This window comes from Streptomyces sp. NPDC025638 (assembly GCF_055558775.1).
Map to the genome: position 1 here is coordinate 22,227 of NZ_JBVHLX010000034.1, position 18,470 is coordinate 40,696.

General features: G+C 68.9%; 12 protein-coding genes and 1 pseudogene. 9 read left to right on the top strand and 4 right to left on the bottom strand.

Going from position 1 to position 18,470, the window contains the following annotated elements; genetic code table 11:
- The first annotated feature begins 3 nt into the window (after positions 1-3).
- From tgmB to ACZ4EG_RS44440, 3 genes are all read left to right on the top strand, one after another.
- Entirely contained in the window at positions 4-990 is a 987-nt protein-coding gene (tgmB, locus tag ACZ4EG_RS44430; protein ID WP_467794748.1) for an ATP-grasp ribosomal peptide maturase, read from the top strand.
- Positions 987-2,186, top strand: coding sequence for an ATP-grasp peptide maturase system methyltransferase (gene tgmC / locus ACZ4EG_RS44435; protein WP_467794749.1), 1,200 nt, complete (start codon positions 987-989; stop codon positions 2,184-2,186). Before tgmB ends, tgmC begins: the two co-directional genes overlap by 4 nt.
- Before the next feature lie 795 nt (positions 2,187-2,981).
- Positions 2,982-4,565, top strand: a complete 1,584-nt coding sequence (locus ACZ4EG_RS44440) for a Helicase associated domain protein (protein ID WP_467794750.1) — start codon at positions 2,982-2,984, stop codon at positions 4,563-4,565.
- Between the two features lie 716 nt (positions 4,566-5,281).
- Here the strand turns inward: ACZ4EG_RS44440 and ACZ4EG_RS44445 are convergent.
- Positions 5,282-5,599, bottom strand: a pseudogene (locus ACZ4EG_RS44445) (helix-turn-helix domain-containing protein); the annotation flags it as partial.
- Between the two features lie 738 nt (positions 5,600-6,337).
- Here ACZ4EG_RS44445 and ACZ4EG_RS44450 point away from each other — a divergent pair.
- The 3 genes from ACZ4EG_RS44450 to ACZ4EG_RS44460 all read left to right on the top strand — a co-directional run bounded on the left by ACZ4EG_RS44450 (position 6,338) and on the right by ACZ4EG_RS44460 (position 11,621).
- Positions 6,338-6,787 carry a hypothetical protein gene (locus ACZ4EG_RS44450; RefSeq protein ID WP_467794751.1) on the top strand — a complete coding sequence of 150 codons (450 nt, stop codon included), beginning with the start codon at positions 6,338-6,340 and terminating at the stop codon, positions 6,785-6,787.
- Positions 6,788-7,305: 518 nt separating this feature from the next.
- Entirely contained in the window at positions 7,306-10,287 is a 2,982-nt protein-coding gene (locus ACZ4EG_RS44455) for a DEAD/DEAH box helicase (protein WP_467794752.1), read from the top strand.
- A 206-nt stretch (positions 10,288-10,493) separates the two neighbouring features.
- On the top strand, positions 10,494-11,621 hold the full coding sequence (locus ACZ4EG_RS44460; RefSeq protein WP_467794753.1) for an SWIM zinc finger family protein: 1,128 nt from the start codon (positions 10,494-10,496) through the stop codon (positions 11,619-11,621).
- 109 nt (positions 11,622-11,730) lie between these two features.
- Here the strand turns inward: ACZ4EG_RS44460 and ACZ4EG_RS44465 are convergent, their stop codons facing one another.
- The gene (locus ACZ4EG_RS44465) at positions 11,731-12,408 is read right to left on the bottom strand and encodes a hypothetical protein (protein WP_467794754.1); all 678 of its coding nucleotides are present in this window, start codon (positions 12,406-12,408) and stop codon (positions 11,731-11,733) included.
- A gap of 84 nt (positions 12,409-12,492) precedes the next feature.
- Between ACZ4EG_RS44465 and ACZ4EG_RS44470 the strand changes: the two genes are divergently transcribed.
- The 3 genes from ACZ4EG_RS44470 to ACZ4EG_RS44480 all read left to right on the top strand — a co-directional run bounded on the left by ACZ4EG_RS44470 (position 12,493) and on the right by ACZ4EG_RS44480 (position 17,004).
- Complete coding sequence (locus ACZ4EG_RS44470) at positions 12,493-13,107, top strand: transposase family protein (protein WP_467794760.1); 615 nt, start codon at positions 12,493-12,495, stop codon at positions 13,105-13,107.
- Positions 13,108-13,312: 205 nt separating this feature from the next.
- Positions 13,313-16,516: a tetratricopeptide repeat protein gene (locus tag ACZ4EG_RS44475; protein WP_467794755.1), complete on the top strand. Its 3,204-nt coding sequence runs from the start codon at positions 13,313-13,315 to the stop codon at positions 16,514-16,516.
- 218 nt (positions 16,517-16,734) lie between these two features.
- Positions 16,735-17,004, top strand: a complete 270-nt coding sequence (locus ACZ4EG_RS44480) for a helix-turn-helix domain-containing protein (protein ID WP_467794756.1) — start codon at positions 16,735-16,737, stop codon at positions 17,002-17,004.
- A gap of 9 nt (positions 17,005-17,013) precedes the next feature.
- Here ACZ4EG_RS44480 and ACZ4EG_RS44485 read toward each other — a convergent pair whose 3' ends face one another.
- Positions 17,014-17,466, bottom strand: a complete 453-nt coding sequence (locus ACZ4EG_RS44485) for a hypothetical protein (protein WP_467794757.1) — start codon at positions 17,464-17,466, stop codon at positions 17,014-17,016.
- Positions 17,463-18,293, bottom strand: a complete 831-nt coding sequence (locus ACZ4EG_RS44490) for an IS5 family transposase (RefSeq protein WP_467794758.1) — start codon at positions 18,291-18,293, stop codon at positions 17,463-17,465. The genes ACZ4EG_RS44485 and ACZ4EG_RS44490 overlap by 4 nt, the downstream gene beginning before the upstream one ends.
- Positions 18,294-18,470 lie beyond the last annotated feature (177 nt).

The following is an 18,470-nucleotide window of genomic DNA, read 5'->3' on the forward strand; positions in this document are numbered from 1 at the left end:
CCGATGGCCTCCACCGTCCTGGTCGTCACCGCGCTGGAAGACGTCACCGCGGACCGGGTCATCACCGCGCTGAACGAGCGTGAGGTGCCCGTCGCACGGGTCGATCCGGCCGACATCGGCGCCGGCCTGGCCTTCAGCGCCCGCATCGGCGCAGCGGAGCCCGCCTGGGCCGGGCGGCTGGTCACCGGCAGCCGGGAGGTGGAGCTGGGGGAAGTGGCGGCGGTGTACTACCGCCGCCCCACCCCCTACGCCGCCCGCTACCGGCATCTACCCGCCCAGCAGCGCGACTTCTGTGCCGCCGAGGCGCGCCACGGGCTCGGCGGCATCCTGAACCGTCTGCATGGCGCGACGTACGTCAACCACCCCGGCGCTGTCACCGCCGCGGACTTCAAGCCCGCCCAGCTCCAGCTCGCCGCCCAGCTCGGGCTGGCCATCGCGCCGACACTGGTCACCAACGACGTCGAGCACGCGCGGAAGTTCGCCGCCGAGCACGGCCCGATCATCTACAAGACCTTCCGCGGCCTTCCCCGCGACCAGGACGGCCACACCGGAGCGATCTGGGCCCAGCGCGTCGATCCCGACACCTTCGACGACACGCTCACGCTGACCGCCCACCTGTTCCAGGCGGAGATCCCCAAGACCGGCGACGTGCGGGTCACGGTGGTCGGCCGCCGCGTGTTCGCCCAGCAGATCTCTGCCCCGGACGCCGCGCTGGACTGGCGCCGCGGAGACTGGAACGCCCTCATCCACTCCCCCATCCATGTCCCGACAGCCATCGAGGCGGCACTGTACAGCTACCTGAGCGCTTTCGGCCTGGTCTTCGGCTGCTTCGACTTCGCCCTCACCGGCGCTGGTGACAGTCCACAGGATTGGGTGTTCATCGAGTGCAACCCCAACGGGCAGTGGGGCTGGCTGCCCGACGCCGACGACATCACGACGGCGTTCGCCGACATCCTGACCACGAGCACGGAAGGGGGCGCGGCGCGATGACGATGCCCGCCGACCTGGAGGCCGACTCAGCGCGGCTGCGCGCAGCGATGACCAAGGCCCTCGTCACCGACGGTGCCCTGGCCGATCCCGCCTGGCGGGCAGCCGTCGCCACAGTGCCCCGGCACCGGTTCGTGCCAGGCTTCTACCTGGCCTCCGACCAGCGCGACGGTCAGGGGCTGACGGTGTGGGAGCCGGTCACCGCCGAACTCGACTACGGCCGGTGGCTGGCCGCCGCGTACTGCGACACCACGCTCATCACGCAGTTCGACGGCGACGAACCCAACTGGAAAGCACCCACCGCCCGGCACGGCGGAGCACCGACCTCCTCATCCACACTGCCGTCCCTGGTCGTGCGGATGTGGACCGACGCCGACGTGCACGAGGGCCACACCGTGCTGGAGATCGGAACCGGCACCGGCTACTCGACCGCTCTGGCCTGCGAACGACTCGGCTCGGCCGACGTGACATCGATCGACGTCGACCCGCACCGGCTTGAGCAGGCGGCGAGCGCCCTGTACGGCTGCGGCTACACCCCGACGCTGGCAGTAGCCGACGGGCTGTACGGCTACTGGCCCGAAGCAGAGTTCGACCGGGCCGTGGCCGCCTGCTCCTTCCGCGCCGTCCCCCCGGCCCTGCTCGCGCAGGTACGGCCTGGCGGGAAGGTCCTGCTCACGTTGTCCGGCTGGCTCTACGGGTACGCCCGCGTCCTGCTCACTGTCACCGACAACGGCACCGCAGAGGGCCGGCTGCTCCCAGGCACCGTCTCGTTCATGTCCGCACGCACCCACGCGGCGCCGGCGTTCGGCAACCCCGCCCACTGGGCCACAAACCTGCCCCGGACCAGCCGACCCGCCCGGCACAGCCCCGAACGGATCACAGCCGCAACCCAGGATGCATTCCACCTTCGCTTCCTCGCCCAGTGCGCGGCACCCAACGCGCAGATGGTCACCGTCGGCGAAACGGTGCATCTGGCCGACATCACGACCGGATCCGCCGCCACGCTCACCCCGGGCCGCGGCCAGTGGCAGGTACGCGAAGGGGGCCCGGTGCGACTGTGGCAGCGCATCGAGCACGTGCTGAGCGCCTACGACGCGGCCGGGTCCCCGACACCTGAAACGTTCACACTGCACGTGTATGGCGACGGGCAGCACCTGCGACACCCAAACATGCCCAGCCTGCCGCTGCCCAAGCCCTAACCACACCAGCAGAACCCGCAAGGAATCCGGAGCCCGGGGCAGGAGCGTGACGCCCCGCCCCGGGCTGCGGCAGTGCCGCCTTTGGCGCGCAGGGGAACCTCCTGCCAGGCCTTATGAAGCTCGCACCTTGGCAGGCGAACTTTGCATGGTGTACATGCGCAGGCAGCAAGCCGTCACCGGGCCACAGGACCCGCTCGCCCACGAGGGAGGCAAGGTTCCTGGTAGTCGTTCGAGCCCCGCTGTACTGGCGGAATCCCAGAGCGGACCGGAACGTTGGTAGCAATGCTGAAGCCATGGCCAGCGTCCACATCGGTGCCCCTGATCCCATATCAAGGACCGTTTCGGGCCATTGGGCCAGTAGCTCCGGCCAGTCCCCAACTCGCGTGAAGTCAGATGCTCTCGTACTGCCTCCGGCCACCACACGAGCAACCTACTGCGGCCAGTCCGACTACGGATGGATCACCGGCGAGGACGGCCGCGTCCGCAAGTGGCCGTGCCGACGCTGACGGACGGTGCCACGAGGGTGCCCTTGTCCAGATTTCCGGCAAGGGCAGGGTTCTGTTCGCCATGTGCAGCCGGGATGAATCCATGATGTTGGCGAGCATGGTCACGCGCGGTACCGCCGCGGTGCTGGTCAGGTTTGCATTCAGCCGAGGGCACAGCCTTCGGATCTGCCTTCGAAGCCGTCTGGTGCAATGGGGTTGGGGCTGAGATGCCTCAGCGGGACTCGTTGAATGCGGCTTTCACGCATGGCGAGCGACCCGATGGGTCGGTGTACACGAAGGAGCGGGTGGGGTGGAGCGGCAAGGGGCACGGCCGACAGTCACAGACCAGAACCGGCTGTCGCTGGTGAAGCCGGAGATAGCCGAGACCCTCAACGAGAAGTTGTCGGGGTTCTCGGCCGATGAGGTCAGCGTCGGCTCGAACGCTATCGCCTATTGGGACTGCCCCGATGCCATGCCGGACCACATGCCCTGGCCAGCGGTCATCAACAACCGCACTGGGGGGTTCCGGAAGGCGAACGGGACCGGCTGCCCTGACTGCAAGCTGGTTCAGACCTCGGCTCAGGAGTTGCGGTTGAAGGCCGAGCTGTGCACAGTGCTGCCCCTCGAGGTTGACCGCACCTCCGTGCGGACTGACCGCACGGAAAAGGTGGACATGGTCGCTGATTCCGCGGCACCCGAGATGAGGCTCATCCTTGAGTTCGACGGCTCCTGGTATCACCAGGACAAGGGGGAGAGCGACTCCGCGAAGGCAGAGCGACTACGCCGGGACGGCTGGGTTGTGGTGCGGATCCGTGAAGCCCCGCTCGCCAAGCTCGACCCTGTCTTCGATGTCGAGGTCGGCTTCCTCGCCAGCCCGGAGGATGCCGCGGCAACAGTTCTCGACCATTTGGCGCAGCTGGGGCTCATCGCACAAGACGAAGCCGACGCCTACCGGGCGCACGGGCGCCCTGTGGCTGCTACCACTGCTCGGGAATGGATCAGGGCGAAACTCGGGGAGCGAGCCTTCCGCGTGGAGCGTCGCGCCCACGAAGAGGCGTGGAACCGAATGTACAGCGCGTTGGTGGAGTTCGAAGAGCTGAACGGCCACTGCTATCCGTCGGACGGGGAGTGGGAGGCTGAGGGAGTAGATCTTGGTCGATGGGCTCGCAAGCAACGCGGCCTACAACGGCGAGGGAAGCTTCGCGATGAGCGGCTGCGGCAGTTGGACGGGATCGCATCCTGGTCCCAACGTAGTGCCTACGAGGTCGAGTTCTGGCAAGGCTACGAACGTTACGTTGCTCACGCGCTGGCCAAGTCCACGGACGACCGTGCAGGGCGCATGCTGCAGCGCACAGCGACCATCTGGGCCAGCAATCTGCGCAGCCGACGTAAGGCGCTCCAGGACTGTGGCGAGGATCTTCCCGCCGATCAGTTGACGGCCATGGCCAAGGTGCCCGGCTGGAGCTGGACACCCTATGACGACCAGTTCCAAGCCAAGATCGACGCGCTGTGGCAGTTCTTCGCCGCAACCGGCCGGCCCATGGCGACGATCAAGCAGCAGTCAACATGGAACGGACATCCGGTCGGTGTGTGGATCGCCTCTTTCAGAACCCGACGCCAGCAGTTGGACAGCGAGAGACAGCAGGAACTTGAAGGCCTTCCCGGCTGGTCCTGGAACCCCCAACAGGAGCAGTGGGAGCGCAATCTGGGCGCGCTGCGCAGGTTCGCCGAGGACCACGGTCATACTGCACCGTCGCGCACGTCGCTGGATCCGGCCGAGAGAGCACTCGGCGATTGGAAGCGCAACAACAAACACAGGCTCAAAGGCCGCGACGACCCCAACGCGAACGCCCTGCGGAAACTGCTGAAGCAGTACGGCGAGGACATGCCGTAGAGATGCACTCCAGAGTGGGGTCAACCGGTTCCCCGGCCAACCTGAGCGGGCGTGGCCGCCGCGGCCTGCGCCGTCTGCAAGGAGCCGAACCGACGGCCACGTTGTCCGGATTCGCTGCATACAGGCGCTACAGGTAGCCCGCCGGGCTGGCCGCGGACGGTGGAGTCCAGGAAGCTGAGGATCATGCGGACGGTGTCCCTGCTGAACCACTCAAGTCGCTGCCGCCTAGCCCCTTGCCTTTCGTCCTCTTCGACGTTCCATTGATCTGCTTCAAGGGCTTCCTGGATGTGGAAGGTGGTCTTGGCCCAGTACCGTCAACGCTGCGGGACCGCGGTCCACCGGGCGTTCCTCGCCTCCGTCCGCCTCCTCGGGGAAGGCGGCTGCCCGACATCGCGGCCGGCGTGATGTACGAAGGCGACCACCGGGCACATGGATCACCCGGCAACGGCGCAACTGGACCGCTCACCAAAGAACAGCAGCAGCGGCTGACCACGCTCGGTATCACACCCGCAGACCGTCCCGCCCCAACCGCTGCCGGCAAGAGCGCCGGGAAGGCGTATAGGAAGCCATCAGCAGCCTTCCAGCGGGGCCGTTGCAGCCCCTCGCTCAATACATCGCCCGCGAAGGACACCACAGTGGCCCGGACGGTGCACTACTACACCGCCGAGCACTTCATGAGGCGCACCTGAGGCCACTTCCGGGAGCCCGCCCCCGACATCCTCCGCCCGATAGACCGGCCTCAGTTCCCTGACCCGCCTCTTGATCACCGCATAGGAACGAGTCCAGCCGATCCGTTCCGCGATCACCGTCGCCGGCATCTCCGGGAACCGCTGCAGCAGGTCCCTGATCTGCGGTTCGACCGCATCCACGATCGAACCCCTCGGCGCCCGCTGGTACTTCGGAGCCGCTTCGCTGTTCAAGGCCCGCCGAACCGTGTTCCTCGAGATCCCCAGATGCCTCGCGATCGCCCGGATCGGCATCTGCTCAGCCCGGTGCAACCGGCGGATCTCCGCCCAGTCCTCCACGTCGATCACCCATCCTCCCGGCCTGACTCAACGAGCCAGACCCTCGAAGGGGGTCAATTCTCAAAGTCCAGGACTGGTCCACTTTTCGAAGACCACCGACACGCCCGCACCTCCTGCGACAAGACCACCTGCCAGCGCCACGGTGGCCACACCCCGGCCCAACTGCTTGTTCAACGTTCCTCCCCAATTTCTCGACGCCGCTTCCCGGCCGGGAGCGGCCCGCTGGATCGGACGAGGGCGACATCACCGACCAGTGTGCACCACTCATCCGAGATACCCGGCCCCCGTCGACATGGCTGTCAGACGCCCGGCCACACACCAGACTTCCGGACCGGCTCGTTGTTGCGCAGCCCCGTAGCGCCGCATGCAACAAACGTCCGAGCCACTGGTGCGCATTCGTGGCGCCGCGCCTACCAGGGCAACACGGTCCGGGTACTCGCCCACTCGGCCGACGTGCCCTGGGGATGTCTGCAACGCGACCTGACCGACACCGACGACCAATCCGCGCCCGAGCACGGCCAGCCAGACCCTGACCGCCATCCTGCGCGCGTGCGCCGGCCACTACGCCGCACGCTGCGACTTGGCCCACCTCCAGCACGCGGCCCGTCGCCACGACACCCCGCAACTGCTGAAGTGGCTGGACGCGATGATCTCGCCCGCCGAACGGGCACAGGCCCGCCGGCTGGAGGAGGCCGACGCCCACCGGTTCCAGGCCGCCCGCAGTCCAGGCGCCTGGTGGACGCTGGCGTGCTGGTTCGCCGATCGCCCGCACCCGGTACTCGCGCTTCTGCCGGCACCGGACCGCGAGAGCCTGGCCACCGCGCCGAGTACCTGCCGAAGTGGGCCGAGATCAGCAGGAGCGCAGCCAACGAGGAGGACCGCCGCCTGACGCTCTTCCGGTCGGAGTACGAGGGGCTGACCCAGCCCACCGCCGCGCCCCAGAGCGGAGAGCGCGCTTACTTCGTGGTCGGTCAGTGGACGGGCGGGGGCGACGTCGACATCTGGCACGTGGAAAAGGCCCCCGCCGATCCGGGCGAACGGGCCGACGTCCACGAACAGCACAAGGAGGACGCCGAAGAGACCTTCGGCAGCGTCGACGTCGTCTACGCCGCCAGCCCGCAGGCCGCAGCCGACCAGGCCCGCAGGGAAGCGCGAGAGACCAACGAACGCATCCACCCCGAGTTCACCCGCCCGTAGGCCCCGCCCCAGTCCTGCCCCTGATTACAAGGAGAGACGACCCGTGGCAACGTTCACCCACGCACCCCGGAACGCTGCGCCCAGCTGGGCCGCGCCCTCACCGTTGCCGGCCTCACCTGGAGCAACAACGGCCGCCAGGACGACCCCCAGTACCTGGACTACACCGTCACCGACCCGGAGGGCACCCTGGTGGTCGTCGAGGTGACCTCGTGCGCCGCGAACCTAAGCAGCGCGACCGAATCGAGAGGCGCCGCGCCCACGCCGGTCAGCATCCTCGTGTACCTGCCCATCGACTGCGACACGTGCGAGGTAGTCGTCCACTCCGCCGGTCGGCGTCATGCTGGACACCGAGTGGCTCAAGGACTGGGTGTGCTGACGCTCATGCGTCCTTTGTCCGCGTCGCGAGTGCCTGTCACGGGTCGATAGCATTCCGCCGTACAGATTGCGGATGCGTGATGACAAGGCGTGACGGTGTCATTCAGCGCGTACCTGCACTCCGGCTCGAAGGACATCCGATCATGGCCCATATCCTCCAGGTCGTCGAGGTGGACGAGCCTGCCGAGCAGAGGAAGCCGTCGGCGGTTGCGCCGGCTACCTCAGCCGCGCTCAGCGTATGCGAGGCCGTCTTCCTGCCCGGAGATCCGGCCAGGGAAGGCCGTGTGGCGTTCTGGCGGGCGGACGGCGGGGAAATGCCCGACTGCGGTGTGGAGCCGGAGGAGCTCACCGTCGTGCGGCCGCACGGGCACGGGATCCGGCGGCGGAGCGTGAGCGCGGTGCTGCTGCCGGTCGCGCAGGCGGTGCCCGTACTCACCCGCGCTCGCGCCTTGGTGCAGAGCGGCAACGCCTCCGTTTCCGCTGCGTTTTGGGGAGCAGGGGCCCTGATCGCGCTTCAACTTGCCGCGCGGGGGCGGCTGCTGCCGGGGCTGAGCCCCACCGGGTTCGACGCCTGGCGGCTCGGTCCGCTGGACGGCGACGACGTGCGCCGGATCCGCGACCTCGCGGCGGCGATGCCGCCGGAGGCGCGCGCGGTCCCACTGCCGGGCTCGTCGCCCGTAGCCCTGCCCGCCGCCGAGCCGCTGCTCCGCGCCTTTTTGGACGCGGTCGCGGACGGCCTGCCGCGCTGCCCGGCAGCACGCCACCTGGTGGCCGGTCCGGCCTTCGCCGCTCGGATGCCGGTGCCTATCCCCGAACAGCGTGAGTGGGCGGCCGAGGTGGCCGCCGGGATGGACGCGGGCGTGCGCGTCTCCCTGCGTCTGGAGGAAGACAGCGACGCGTGGGACGGCGGAGACTTCGGCGACAGCGGCGGCGCCGGGCCAAAGTTCCGGGCTGTGGTGCAGGTGCACAGCCTCGCCGACCCCACCCTGCTGGCAGATGCGGCCGAGCTGTGGGCCGGGGCTGCAGCCGCTCCGGAGCAGTTCGGCGCCCGTACCCGTATCGACGCGCTGCTGGCGCTGCGCCGCGGCGCGAAGGCCTGGCCGCCGCTGTCGCGCCTGCTCTCCGCGGCCGCGCCCGATGTGCTGCAGCTCGCCGACGACGAGCTGCTGGACCTGCTCGGCGACGCCGCGGAGCGGCTGAACGCCGCCGGAATCCAGGTCCACCTGCCAAAGGGCCTGGCGAAGGAGCTGACCGCGACCGGCCTGCTGGAGCCGCCCCGGCGCAAAAAGACGCAGTCGGACCTGGAGACCTTCCTCTCCTCCGGTCAACTTCTGGAATTCCGCTGGCAGGTGGCGTTGGGCGGGGAGCCACTGACCGAGGAGGAGATGGACCGCCTCATCGAGGCGCACCGCCCGGTGGTGCGACTGCGCGACCAGTGGGTGGTGGTCGACCAGACGCTGGTCCGAAAGGTCCGCAAGCAGCGCGGCCGCGAGCTCACCGCGATCGACGCCCTGGGCGCGGCGCTGACCGGCAAGGTAGAGATCGACGGCACGTCCGTACCGGTCACCGCGGGCGGCGCCCTGGAGCAATTGCGCGCGCGGATCGCCGAACCGGAGGCGGGCCCGGACGCTGCATCGGCCACCACCAGCCAACCCGCCATGCTCGCAGCCACCCTGCGCGACTACCAGCTGCGGGGCCTGATCTGGCTGGACCGGATGACCTCCCTCGGCCTGGGCTGCTGCCTCGCCGACGACATGGGCCTCGGCAAAACGATCACCCTGATTTCGCTCCACCTGCGCCACCACGAGCGAGCGGCCCACGGCCCCACCCTGGTGATCTGTCCGACGTCCCTGCTCGGCAACTGGGAACGCGAGGTGCAGCGCTTCGCACCCGGCATCCCCGTACGCCGCTTCCACGGCCCGGGCCGCACCCTGGACGACCTCGCATCGAACGCCTTCGTCCTCACCACGTACGGCACCCTGCGCCGCGACGCGGCGCTCCTGGCCGAAACCGCTGTGCCGTGGGGCCTGCTCGTCGCGGACGAGGCGCAGCACGTCAAGAACCCGTACTCCGACACCGCGGGGATACTGCGCACCGTCCCCTCCGCCGGGCGCATCGCACTGACCGGCACCCCGGTTGAGAACAACCTCTCCGAGCTGTGGGCCCTGCTCGACTGGACGACACCCGGCCTGCTCGGCACGCTCACCGCCTTCCGCGACCGCTACGCCCGCGCGGTCGAGGCCGACGGCGACCAGGAGAGTGCGAACCGTCTCGCCCGCCTGGTCCGCCCCTTCCTCCTGCGCCGCCGAAAGTCCGACCCCGGCATTGCCCCCGAGCTGCCGCCCAAGACCGAGACCGACCAGAGCGTCTCGCTGACGAAGGAGCAGGCGTCCCTGTACGAGGCGCTGGTGCGCGAGTCGCTGGCGGCCATCGGCCAGGCGGACGGGATGGCCCGGCGCGGCCTGGTGATGAAGCTGCTCACCGGCCTCAAGCAGGTCTGCAACCACCCGGCGCAGTACCTGAAGGAGAAGAACGCGAAGCTCGTCGGCCGCTCCGGCAAACTGGAGCTGCTCGACGAGCTGCTGGATGCGATCGTGGCCGAGGACGGCTCGGTGCTCGTCTTCACCCAGTACGTCGAGATGGGCCGGCTGCTGGAGCAGCATCTCGCCGCCCGCGGCACCGCAGCGCAGTTCCTGCACGGCGGGACGCCGGTGAAGCAGCGCGAGGAGATGGTCGACCGCTTCCAGCACGGCGAACGGCAGGTCTTCCTGCTCTCCCTCAAGGCCGCCGGCACCGGCCTCAACCTGACCCGCGCCGGCCACGTCATCCACTTCGACCGCTGGTGGAACCCGGCGGTCGAAGACCAGGCCACCGACCGTGCGTACCGCATCGGCCAGACCCAGCCGGTGCAGGTGCACCGCCTGATCGCGGCGGGGACGGTCGAGGACCGGATCGCGCAGATGCTCAAGCAGAAGAAGGGGCTCGCGGACGCCGTGCTGAGCCATGGCGAGGCGGCACTCACCGAACTCTCCGACGCCGAACTAGCCGAACTGGTAACGATGCGCCACAACACCACGCCTTGGAGCACAGACCGTCAGCGCACCACGAGGGGAAGCCGCACGTGAGCCCGCGCCCGACGAAGCCCATGCAGCAGGCCCAGGATCAGCTCGCCCGTACTTTCCCTCCCTTCCCTCCAGCTCCCGGCCGCCGGGGCGGTTTCGTCTCAACCTGGTGGGGCCAGGCGTGGGTATCGGCGCTGGAGGAGTGCTCACTCGATTCCGGCCGCCTCACCCGCGGTCGCACCTACGCGCGGCGCGGATCCGTGGGCGAGATGACCGTGGCCCCCGGCCGGATCAGCGCCCCGGTGCAGGGCAGCAGGCCGCGGCCCTACCGGGTGTCATTGGCGATCCCCGTCCTCAACGACCCGGAATGGGACCGGCTCCTCAACGCGGTGGCGGCGCGCGCCGGGCACATCGCCGCACTGCTGGACCGCGACATGCCCACCGAGCTGGTGCAGGACGCGCTGAAGGCCGGCGTACGGCTGCTACCGTCCGCCAACGACCTGGAGCCGTCCTGCTCCTGCCCCGACTGGGGCTACCCGTGCAAGCACGGCGCCGCGCTGTGCTACCAGGTCGCACGCCTGCTGGACGAAGACCCCTTCGTACTCCTGCTGATGCGCGGCCGCAGCGAACAGCAACTGCTGGACGAGCTCGCCCGCCGCAACGCCGCCCGCGCGGCATCGCAGGCGACAGCCTCGGCATCAACGTCGGTTCCGTCCCCGCGCACTCCCACCCCACCCACAGGTACACCGGCCCGGGAGGCCTTCGCGGCGCGCGCCGACCTGCCACCGCTGCCCGAACCGCCGCCCCTGCCCGAACGCACCGGGCACCCGCCCGTCTTCGAGGCGTCCCGGCCCGCCGAACCAGGCATCGCCCCGCAGGCGCTCGAAAGCCTGGCCACCGACGCAGCCGAGCGCGCCCGCCGCCAACTCGCCGCCGCGCTGGCGAACGACACACCACCGCCTTTGGCTGACCTAACGGAGTGGCAGGACGCTGTGCGCATCGCCGCCGAGCACCCACAGACAGAGGTCTTCACCCGGATCGCCGAGAGCACCGGCCGCCCGCTGATCGAGCTCGCCCAGGCAGTACGGGCCTGGAGTTACGGCGGCACGGCCGCACTCGCGGTCCTGGAGGACCCCTGGACCCCGGACCCATCCGTACTCACCCGCGCCCGAGCCTCGCTCGCCGAGGACTGGGCGGACGGACAGCCTCCCCAGCTGCGCGCGTGGCGCAACCGCTTCACCGTCATCGGCCGCGACCGCCAACTGCGCTACGGCCGCGACGGCCGATGGTATCCGTACGGGAAGGAAAACGGCGCCTGGTGGCCCATCGGTCAACCCGACCCTCACCCCGCCACGGCCCTCGCAGCACTGCTCGCGCCCCAAAATCACCGCTCATGACCACAACGTCACCTCAAGGGGCCCCGATCTTCGTCATACTCCCCGACGCCCAGGAGTTCTCAGGGGCAAAAGGTGTGGCGCGAGGCGGAGTTCGATGACTCAGTGCAGCTCAGCGCCGGTGTCGTTGACGATCGTAGCCAGGAAACTGCCGGATCCGCTCGACCAGCCGTTCGAAGTCCTCGGTCGCCCGTCGGCGCACGTCGGCCGCCTCTGGGTATTCGGCGAGTTCTCCGATCAGCGCCGCCGGGACGATAGAGTTCGGAGCCACAAACGTACGGCTGAGCACGGCGCAGACGTTGGCGAACTGCTCTGCCAGACGCGGGGCGGCCTTTCGCAGCTCGTCCACGTCACCCCGCAGCTCCAGCGTCTGCCTCAGCATCACACCGCGGCCGAGTTCGAGCAGCTCAACTGCGCGTTCGGGATCTCCGGCAGCAATCGCGCACGCGGCGGCATCAGCGGCGAGGAACGTGAACTGGCCCAGCCAGTGCTCCTGATCGGGGCGGCTCATCGTACGTGCAGCGAGGTACGGCAGCAGCTCGACAGCCAGGCCGAACCCGATGGTCGCCCGCCGCCAATCCTGCCGCCCCGCCTCGAGCCGCCCCAACAACTGCGCCGCCAGCACACGAAGCTGCAACTGTGCAGTGGGGGCCCGGGCTGCTTCCTCCAACGCGGCGGACGCGGCCCGCCGGTCCTCGTCCGTGTCTGAACCGTCCAACCGCTCCATGAGCACGAGCGCGAGGGCGAGCAGCGGCGTGTCGCGCCGCTGGGGGCCTCTTCGATCGCCCACCGGCACGCCTTCTCGGCCTCTGCGAGATCCTCGGGCCGACCGTTTCGTCTGTACCGGCCGAGGAGCACGATGCCCGGTTTGGCTGTGATTGAGGGCAACAGCTCGGTACTTCCTGTTGCACGGGCCACGGCAAGCGCCTTCTCCTGGAGCTGGACCGCCTCGTCTTGGTCGGCTGCCTGCCCCGAGTGCGGGGTGTTCGCGACCCCGGTGAAGGGCTCCGCGACGACCCGGCCCCGCGATCTGCCGTACGGCGAGAGCGGGCTGGAGTTCCACTGGCACAAACGCCGCTGGTGGTGCCGGGAGCCCGGCTGCCCGCGCCGGTCCTTCATCGAGCAGATCCCGCAGCTACCGGCCGACGCGCGGATCACCATGCGGCTGCGCGGTGCCGCCGGGCGGCGGATACGAGACGCCGCCTCCACCGTCATCCAGGCCGCCCGTGACCTGCACCTGTCCTGGCCCACCGTGATGGACGCCTTCCGCACCGCCGCACACGAGGTCACCCAGGCGCCGCTGCCCGAGGTGAGGGTGCTGGGCATCGACAAGACCCGGCGCGGAAAGCCGCGCTGGGAACAGGACCCCGCCACGGGCAGGTGGATGCTGACGCGCGATCGGTGGCACACGGGGTTCGTCGATGCGCTCGGCGCCGACGGCCTGCTCGGCATGCGCGGCCTGGAGCTGGCCCCGGCACACGGATGCTAGCCGCCGAGCGGGTGGCAGACGGCGCGCGCCCCGGAGCCGGTCGGCTTCGGTGCGACGCTGGCCGTGCCCCGAGACTGCACAACCTCCTTCTGGCGCCGCCCCGTTCGCTGGCGGAGAGGTCACCGCGTGTCTGGGCTGAAGGCCTTGCGTATAGATACGCTCAGTCGCGGGTCTGTCGCAACGCGGTGTGCTCGAGGGGGCTGGCATGCTAGATGAGTCGTTGATTGCGTTGGCGTCAGCAGCCGGGGCTGCCGTGGCCTCCGCGGCTGGCACCGATGCCTGGCAGGCCCTGCGCCAGCGCGTGGCCGGGATCTTCGGCCGTGGGGACGGGGCGGAGGAGCGGACCCTCCTGGAAGGACTGGACAGGTCCGTCGTCGAGTTGGAGCGTGCTGGATCCGAGGAGAGGGAGCACACGCGTACGAGGATGGTGGCGGCCTGGCAGACTCGCTTCCGCCATCTCCTGGAGCATGTCGCCGACGAGGAGCGTGCGGAGGTGGTTCGGCGTCTCGATGAGGTTGTCGGGAACGGCCAGCACCTGTCCGGCGGAGCTTCTGCCGGTGACGGTGGGCTCGCAGTCGAGGGCACGGTCGGTATCCGCGCCGACCGGGGGTCGGCTGCCGCGGGCGTGATGGGCGACGTGAGGATCGGAAATCCTGAGCAGGCCGGGCTCGGCACACAGCCGAGGCCCCCCGTGGTCATGCCGGCCATCCCTCACCCCACCGGCCTTTCGATCAGTGCGCACCACCACAGCGTTGCCGCCCACAGCATCAACCGGTTCGACTACTACGCAGCGCCACGAGCGCCGATGTCGTGGCCGCATATCGCCGGCGTGATTCCGCGACAAGCGGAGTGCTTTCAGCATCGTGACGCGGTGGAGGCGCTGGAACGCGCAGTAGCGGATGGCGGCACCGCGGTTCTGTGTCAAGTTCTTTCCGGAACGGGGGGCGTCGGCAAGACCCAACTGGCAGCGCATTATGCCCGCCGTTCATGGCGAGACAGGGCTGTGGACCTCCTGGCCTGGATCACCGCCTCGAGCCGTGAATCAATTGTCAGCTCCTACAGCCGGCTTGGGGCAGACGTTGCGGCAGCGGACTCCAGCGACCCCGACCAGGCCGCCTCCCGTTTCCTCGCGTGGGCCGAGACGACCGATCGCCGATGGCTGGTGGTGCTCGATGACCTGGCCGACCCCGCTGACCTCCGTGGCCTTTGGCCGCCCGCCAACCCTCAGGGCCAGGTGCTGATCACCACACGCCGCCGCGACGCGGCGCTCCGCGGCCGAAGCCGCGTCCGCATCGACATAGGTCTGTTCACCCCCAATGAGGCGGCGAGCTATCTCAGGGCCCAGCTGGCCGCGTTGGGGCGCAGCGACGACCCGGTGCAGATCGCGGGGCTTGCCGCGGACTTGGGCCATCTGCCTCTCGCTCTTGCTCAAGCAGCCGCCTACCTTGTCGATCTCAGTATGGGCTGTGCGACCTATCGCGCGCGACTCGCCGATCGAACCCGGCAGCTCGCCGACCTGGTTCCGGACGACAGCGGCCTGCCCGACGACCATCGTGCGGCCCTGCAAGCCACGTGGTCCCTGTCGGTCGAGCACGCGGACCGGCTTCGTCCTTCCGGACTGGCCCGCCCCATGCTGCACCTCGCCAGCATGCTGGATGCCAACGGCATTCCTGTGACCGTGCTGACCAGCCCTCCAGCCCTGGGCTACCTGAGCGACCACCGATCTGTGGGAACCAGCGGGCAGTCCGGCTCGGCCAGTGCGGAGGACGCGGCCGCAGCACTGCGATGCCTGGACAGGCTCAGCCTGGCGGATCACACGACCGACAGTCCCCATCAGCGAGTCCGTGTCCACGGTCTCATTCAGCGGACCACTCGTGAAGCTCTGCCGTCTGCCGTACAGGACACCCTCGTGGTCACGTGTGCGGACGCACTCACCGCCGTGTGGTCCATGGAAGAAGGCGACTTTACCCTCGCTCAGTCACTGCGCGCCAACGCCGAAGCACTGATCTCTCATGCGGGTACTGCATTATGGCAGGCTGGCTGCCACCCGGTGCTCCTCCGCACCGGCCAGAGCCTGGGTGTAACAGGCTTGGCCGGCGCGGCGCGTACGTACTTCCAGGATCTCTACAACGCGGCGTGCCGGTACCTGGGGCACGACCACGCGGACGCATTGACGATCCGGCACCACCTGATCACGTGGCAGGCTGCGACCGGCGATCTGATCAGCGCGAAGGCCGGCTTCGCCGACTTGCTGGCCGATCGGGTACGTGTGCTCGGCCCGCACCATCCCGACACCCTGGCCGCCCGCGGCGACGAGGCCGCCTTGCAGGGTCGCGCGGGTGACCCATCCGGAGCCGGAGAGGCCTCCAAAAGGGTTCTGGAGGATTCGTTGCGGATTCTCGGCCCCGAGCACAGCCAGACTCTCACCGCTCGACTGAACGTGGCCCATTGGACGGGAGAAGCCGGCAACCCCGCCGAGGCCGTGACAGCGTGCGAGCAGTTACTCGCCGACACGTCGCGGTTTCTGGGACCGGACCATCTCAAGACTCGAGCCGTCCGCCTCCACCTGGCTGTATGGAGAGGTGAAGCCGGAGATCCTCTCGGGGCCGCGTCCGACTTCGAGGGGCTCCTGGCCGATCAGCTAAGACTCCTGGGAGCCGACCACCCGCAGACGCTGAGCACCCGCCACGATCTGGCTCGATGGCGTGGGAAAGCTGGGGATCCTGACACGGCTGTATCCGACTTCGAGCGGCTTCTGGCCGATCAGCTGAGGGTGCTGGGTCCGGATCACCCCGACACGCTGACAACCCGTCACGACCTGGCCTCCTGGCGAGGGGAAAGCGGCGACGCGCACAGCGCGGTGAGCGAACTGGAGGGGGTCTTGGTTGATCGTCTCAGTGTGCTGGGCCACGACCATCCGGACACACTGACCACTCGTGCGAACCTCGCCTATTGGCGAGGAAAGGGCGGAGATGCATCAGGTGCCTTCGTCGCCACGTCGGAACTGCTGGCCGACAGGCTTCGCGTCCTCGGCCCGGATCACCCCGACACGCTGACAACGCGCCACAACCTCGCACAGTGGAGGGCCAAGACAGGCGATGCCGCAGGTGCTGTCGTCGCGGAGACAGAACTACTGGCTGATCGGCTGCGCGTGCTCGGGCCCGAGCATCCTCACACCTTCTCGGCCCGCCATCATCTCGCCCAGTGGATCGGCCAGGCCGGTGACCCTGCCGGCGCAACGGCGGCTCTCGCCCAGCTACTCGCCGATCAGCTCCGCGTGCTCGGTCCACAGCACCCCGCAACCCGGGCGACGGAGGACAGTCTCGCCTGCTGGAGGGTGGAGGAGGGGCGCCAGCCCACCAACCGGACAGGCCCCGGTCCGTCAACGGGAAGCTCGAACAACCCGTGACCTCTGAGAGGGCGGTATGTAAGGTTTTGCCTGATATCTGGCTCTGCCATGGGATTGGCGTGCAGGTCAGGGCTGTGAACGAGCGCCGGTTGCATGGCGAGGACGAACAAATCGACTCGGGTTCGGTCTGGTGGGCGTGTTGCCGCGGCCGGTGCCCCTGGGGCATGGGATCGAGTCAGAGGGCTGTCCCAGCCCGGGCTCTGCGACATACTGCGGTCATGAGTGGAGAGGAATCGGCGCGGCTGGCGAGAGCCCTCATCGAGTTCCGTGAAGCTGAAGGCATCTCGGAGCGTGAACTCGCGCGCCGCACCTGGCTGAGTGAGGCGACCATCAGGACCTTCGAACGCGACCGTGGGGAGCTGCCCACCCCGACCGGTGCCCGAAGCTTCGAGGAAGTCCTCGGCTGGGCTCCGGGCAGCATCAAAACCACGCCGTCCGAGACGATGGGCCGTGACCCATCGGCCGACTCGGCCATGGACCTCGAGTAGGCGCGCTGGTCAGAGCTGGCTTCCGGGCGATTGCGGTCGTGGCCTGGTGAACAGTCCCGGCTCGGTTTCGGCCAGGATTCCGCGCCTGGTCAAACGCTTCAGCTTGATGCGGACGTTGTTGATGTTGTTCGGTGCGAGGTTCAGGTCCATCGCCTCGCACACGTTGCGCGCTCGCAAAGGGGCGTCGGCTTCGGCGAACACGGCCATGATCTGCTGGTAGGCGGGGCCATCCGGCAGGGCCGCAGCCGGCTCTGCCGGTGCCAGGGGCGCCTCGTCGGTCAGTTCCAGGAGCGTTTTGCGGGTGATCGCGATGTGTTCAGCGGCCTGGGCGAGTCCGTCCAGCAGCGCGGTCAGCTGCACGATCTGCTCGTGAGTGGCCCCCGCTTCCACGGCGATCTGCCGCTCGCGGACCTCCAGGCGGGCCAGCAGGGCGCCGAGGGTCTGCTGCGGGTCGCCGCTCACGCGCCGCGCCAGGCCAGGGCGGAGGTGCCCGTCAGTCGACGGGCCATCACGTCGCTTATCGCCCAGTACACCCGTGACTCGGCGGAGGCCGGGCGGTGTTCGTAGTCGCGGACCAGCCTGCGGTGGAGCATCAAGATCCCGTTGGTCTGCTCGACTCTCCAGCGGATCGGTTGCGGGACGAAGCCGCGGTCGGCCGGGTTGCGCTCGACGATCTCCACCGCGATACCCAGGCCGACGCCGTGGTCAACCACGGTCTTCTTGAACCCCTGGTCCACCAGGGCCTTCGTCACCGTGGAGGTCCCGGCGGCGACCTTGTCCAGCAGCGCGGTGCCGAAGACGTTGTCGTGTACGGAGGCGGCCAGCACCACCACAGCGACCACCAGGCCCAGCACGTCAACGGCCAGCCCGCGCTTGCGGCCCGGTACCTTCTTCGAGGCGTCCCGCCCGGTCGTGGCCGCGGGCACTCCGACGGCGGCATGGAGACTCTGCGTGTCGAGCACCACCAGGCTCGGGTCGGCTAATCGCCCCCGGCCCTCACGCACCTGCCAGCGCAGCAGATCGTGGATGACCTCGTCGGTGCCGTCGTCGCGCCACTTATAGAAGTAGTACTTCACCGCGCCGGGCGGTGGCAGGTCGTGCGGCAGGTAATCCCACTGGCAACCGGTACGGGACTGGTACAGCAGAGCGTTGACGATCTCCCGCATCCCGTATCTGCCCTGATGGCCGCTGACAGAGGGGTGCTTGGCCTTCCATCCAGTGGTCACCGGCTCGATCAGTGCCCAGCGTTCGTCGGACAAGTCGCTCTTGTAGGGCCTGCGTTCGCTCACCCTGCCACTGCAACACGGACAGACCCGTCGGCCGGCCAGGAGCTCCAAAGCCACACGATCAGGCGACACCGAAACGGACATCAGAAGCCGTATCTCAACCGATCATGGAACGTGCAGGTCGAACAGGTTTCCCGCCGGGGTGATCTTCCCGGTGTACGCGCATGAAGGCAGGGCCCC

Excerpts from the sequence above, each read along its gene's own strand:
- ACZ4EG_RS44460 (WP_467794753.1), top strand. The coding sequence starts at position 10,494 with ATGACCGTGGCCCCCGGCCGGATCAGCGCCCCGGTGCAGGGCAGCAGG.
- tgmC (WP_467794749.1), top strand. The coding sequence starts at position 987 with ATGACGATGCCCGCCGACCTGGAGGCCGACTCAGCGCGGCTGCGCGCA.
- ACZ4EG_RS44480 (WP_467794756.1), top strand. The coding sequence starts at position 16,735 with ATGAGTGGAGAGGAATCGGCGCGGCTGGCGAGAGCCCTCATCGAGTTC.
- ACZ4EG_RS44475 (WP_467794755.1), top strand. The coding sequence starts at position 13,313 with ATGCTAGATGAGTCGTTGATTGCGTTGGCGTCAGCAGCCGGGGCTGCC.
- ACZ4EG_RS44455 (WP_467794752.1), top strand. The coding sequence starts at position 7,306 with ATGGCCCATATCCTCCAGGTCGTCGAGGTGGACGAGCCTGCCGAGCAG.
- tgmB (WP_467794748.1), top strand. The coding sequence starts at position 4 with ATGGCCTCCACCGTCCTGGTCGTCACCGCGCTGGAAGACGTCACCGCG.